At 39.3% G+C, this 3,687-nt stretch carries 6 protein-coding genes; 1 reads left to right on the top strand and 5 read right to left on the bottom strand.

What is annotated here, in order from left to right:
* On the top strand, positions 1 to 155 hold a 155-nt coding region (locus E4T79_RS10555), incomplete at its 5' end, for a transposase (RefSeq protein ID WP_194183830.1).
* A gap of 156 nt (positions 156 to 311) precedes the next feature.
* Here the strand turns inward: E4T79_RS10555 and E4T79_RS11375 are convergent.
* From E4T79_RS11375 to E4T79_RS10525, 5 genes are all read right to left on the bottom strand, one after another.
* Positions 312 to 683: a hypothetical protein gene (locus E4T79_RS11375; protein WP_228063856.1), complete on the bottom strand. Its 372-nt coding sequence runs from the start codon at positions 681 to 683 to the stop codon at positions 312 to 314.
* Positions 684 to 1,177: 494 nt separating this feature from the next.
* A complete protein-coding gene (locus tag E4T79_RS10540; protein WP_135030080.1) occupies positions 1,178 to 1,600 on the bottom strand; it encodes a hypothetical protein in 423 nt (140 codons plus the stop codon).
* A gap of 9 nt (positions 1,601 to 1,609) precedes the next feature.
* Positions 1,610 to 2,371, bottom strand: a complete 762-nt coding sequence (locus E4T79_RS10535; RefSeq protein ID WP_135030078.1) for a pre-toxin TG domain-containing protein — start codon at positions 2,369 to 2,371, stop codon at positions 1,610 to 1,612.
* Positions 2,372 to 2,646: 275 nt separating this feature from the next.
* Positions 2,647 to 3,198: a hypothetical protein gene (locus E4T79_RS10530; RefSeq protein WP_135030075.1), complete on the bottom strand. Its 552-nt coding sequence runs from the start codon at positions 3,196 to 3,198 to the stop codon at positions 2,647 to 2,649.
* Positions 3,199 to 3,210: 12 nt separating this feature from the next.
* On the bottom strand, positions 3,211 to 3,687 hold a 477-nt coding region (locus E4T79_RS10525; protein WP_280643169.1), incomplete at its 5' end, for a ribonuclease domain-containing protein.

Raw genomic sequence — 3,687 nt, 5'->3', positions numbered from 1 at the left:
AGCAGGAGCATAGAATTTTACCACTTCCTCCGTACTCACCTGAGTACAATCCCATCGAGAAAACATGGGCTCACATCAAAAAACACCTCAGAAAAGTATTGCCAAATGCCCATACTTTCATTGAGGCACTTTTGTCCTGTTCTTGTTTCACTTGATTATAATACCCCAAAAGTTAGAGTTTTAGTTCTAACTTTTGGGGTGTGGTTCAGTAGTATCTGTACTATTCTTGGTTGAGCCGTATAGGATATAGCTGCTTGACGCTACTGCTACTCCGTCCTTGCTCAAGCCTGTCACGGAGCCTGCTTGGTTGCTTAGATAGTGAAAGTATTTCCTCTTTCATGATTGAGGTAGGAAAGGCGTTCCTGTCCATAGGTATAGGTCTCACTGGCTTTCAGCTCACGGTCATAGGTCTGGAGAACCTCGGTATGTGCCCGATTGACATCATTGACATAGTTGCGCTCCTCATAATAGTTGAATGTGTCCTCCCGTGTGGTGTAAGGGATAAGAACTTCCTTGACTTGGCTGGCATAGGTCACCTCACCCTCACCAGGGAGATTTCCTAAGTCTGGCGGGTTGATGACAAGCCCCTCATCATTGGCCCTGTCTTTCGCCACTTTCTTGTGGTAAGCAGTAGAAACATCGTCAAAAATCTCATGCCAGATGGTCCCAATGGTCTGTGACAAGGTAGAGAGCGACTGAAGAACATTCTGACTGAAACCATACCAGAAGAGGCTGTGCTCCTCTCCATTTGGAGAAGTATAGGGAGATTTCTTCTTCTCCTCGCGTTTGAAGAGTTGATAGGTATGCTTACCCTCCTTACGACTGGTGGGGATACTCTATAAAAATGAAACTCTGACGAGGCAATGAAACCGCAGGTAGAACTGAAGTTCAGCAAGGTGAGGTAACGACGTCAGAGTTTCATTTTTGACGAGTATAAAGACTCGGTTGTCATCCCCGTCGTATAGAGCCGCCATCAAAAGACCATCCTTGACCGCCAAAAGACGATTCTCCGTATCGTACTTTACTACGACAAACTAAATAATTCTCCAAGGCTAGATGCGGTTGCCGTTCCCATCGTAGGTATAGATAATGGTACCCTCCCTATTCTCTATCTTAGTCAGATAGTCACTATCTTTAATAAATCATAATTACGATTGTTATCGATAAACTTCCATACTTAATACGGAGAAAGAATGCTTTTGGACAAACTATTATTTATGACCATTTTTTCCACATTATTTGAAAAAATTCTCCAAAAATCTGCCTTCGATTTCACATACAATTGACAACGGTGCTTTCGTTCATCATTGTCCGCAATTTCTAAATCTAATTCCACCAGCATATCATCATTCGCTTTTTTTTGGTACAAGAGCATGGAAAAGCTTGGTGTATATGACCCAGTCATCTCTCCAAAATTGATTCTCGTTTCGCTCTGTCCTTCAATATGCCGTTCAATACTTTTCATATTATTTAATAAATCTACAGAAGAAATATAACAATATTGATACATCGTTACAAATTCGGTCACGATATCAATTTTTAATTCTAATAAATCTTCACAATCATCACGCCAAATAATTTCTAAAGAAAAATTATCCATTTGCACTCCTTATTTAAATTTAAAATCATCAAATGCTCCCGTCAATTTATTATAAACATAGTGGATATTCACTTTCGTTCCATCCGATAAAGTTACAATTCTTTGCATCTTAACCCACCCTTCTGTTCCCATCCATCTGGGATCTGTCATTGTAATAGGAATTTCAAATGCTCCTGCTAGTGGATTAGACATCACTTCTTGCATCGCAAGTTGTTCATTAAGTGTATTGGCTATAGTTCTACCTGTGCTCCCTCTTCCAGCTATAGAAACAGGATTACCTACCCCTCTACCTATATCCGATGCTTCATCAACAATACCTGCAACTTTCAGAGCATCTTTAGTATCATCAACAGTATCCACAGCTTTCAAGGCTTTCGATGCGTCACTGACATTATCCAGCGTATCAATCACTTTACCGGCTGTCTGGGCTGCCTTGATAGCTTTTCCGGCTTTGGCAAACAAAATCATATAACTAGCCAAATCAAGACCAAGTTCGCCTGCCGCAAACCAACGATTCGCCGTTTCTCCTGTTACAGGGTCTTTCCCTGTCCAAAGACGTTTGGCACTATACCAGCCACTGAGCTCTCCACCAAGTATCTTGAGGAGTTTTTTCCCCTCTGCTCTTCTTGCTGCTATCTCTTTCTCAGTCAACTCTTTCGGTTTAGATGCAGATTTTGGCTGATAGCGAGAGCTTGAACCTGCCGTACCATCCCAGCTGGCAACACCTCCAAAGCTAGCTGGTGTACTGCTTTTGTCTTTCGCCTTTGTCATACTTTACTATGACAAACTAGATAATTCCCATGGTGATGTCTAAAACACCTATGGAGGATAACTCCATAGGTGGGCGGGGAGCTAGGCAAGGGAGGACGGAAAACGATCAAATCATCTCCAACGTTTTCTAAGTCCTATCAAACTAGATCAATCGCCTACAGCACCATGGAAATATAATTTATATTATTCTTTTCTGTCTCCCAACTCTATCTATCCTAAATATAGTCTATCTCACCGTTATCCGTATTTTTGAGAACTCTGTCAAAAGACCAATTTTAATACAATTCATCCATCCAAAACGGAACATATGTTACTTGGTCAAAGCAAATGTCTTTCTGTTTCTTTAAACTAAATTCTATGTAAAAATAATCAAATAGATTTTCACCATAACAAATGATATCAATATCGTGGATTGATAGAACAGGCGCAGAATTTTTCATAATAGGTAAATATCGATGACCATAAATGGGGATTAATCGAGGTGCTTCTTCCAAAAGAGACCTGATTTTTACCAATTTATGTTGTAAATTTCGTGGCTCTACACCCCAAATATCGTTCCATTCAATCTCCTCATAACAAGCTAATATATCATTATAAGGTTTTAAAAAAGCTTCTTCTATAAATTGAATATTTCCAATACTCTTGTCTCTCCAGTTATAAAAACCTATTCCAATAGGTAATATTTGACTATAAAAATCTACCCAATCTTTTGGAAAGCTAATATGGTATATTCTCTCCAATTCCTTAATTTCACTTTTTGTTAATCCGTCCTCTATTCGTATATCTTGCTTTTGAAAAACACGCATAAGTTCTTTTAATTTGCTCATACTACTCCTTATTTATCTAATTCTAGTAAATGATTTATAGTGGTTATCCGTATACCAAACTGACTCATCATCACCGATGATAATACGTTCTGCTCCACGAGCTCTACCTTTAATATTAGGATAAATATCATATTCTCTATATATAGGTCCGTCTGGTAATTTTTGATCACCAGGATTTTTGGGTATATTATTATATATCCTATTTCCCTTGTAACCGTCTTGTGCTGCTCCATTGTGAGAACGAGCATAATCTATAACATCGTCCACTTCCTTGGGAATACGCTCTACTATTTTCTTTCTACTATCTACGCCTTCGATAATTTTTGAACTATCCCCTACATCATCAACAGTATCCGCAGCTTCTGCAACTTTCAGAGCATCTTTAGTATCATCAACAGTATCCACAGCTTTCAAGGCTTTCGATGCGTCACTGACATTATCCAGCGTATCAATCACTTTACCGGCTGTCTGGGCTGCCTTGATAGCTTT

This window comes from Streptococcus sp. LYSM12 (assembly GCF_004569635.1).
In the GTDB taxonomy this organism is placed as follows: Bacteria; Bacillota; Bacilli; order Lactobacillales; family Streptococcaceae; genus Streptococcus.
The sequence above is the reverse complement of the archived record's forward strand: the minus strand, read 5'-3'. Positions and strand labels throughout refer to the sequence as shown.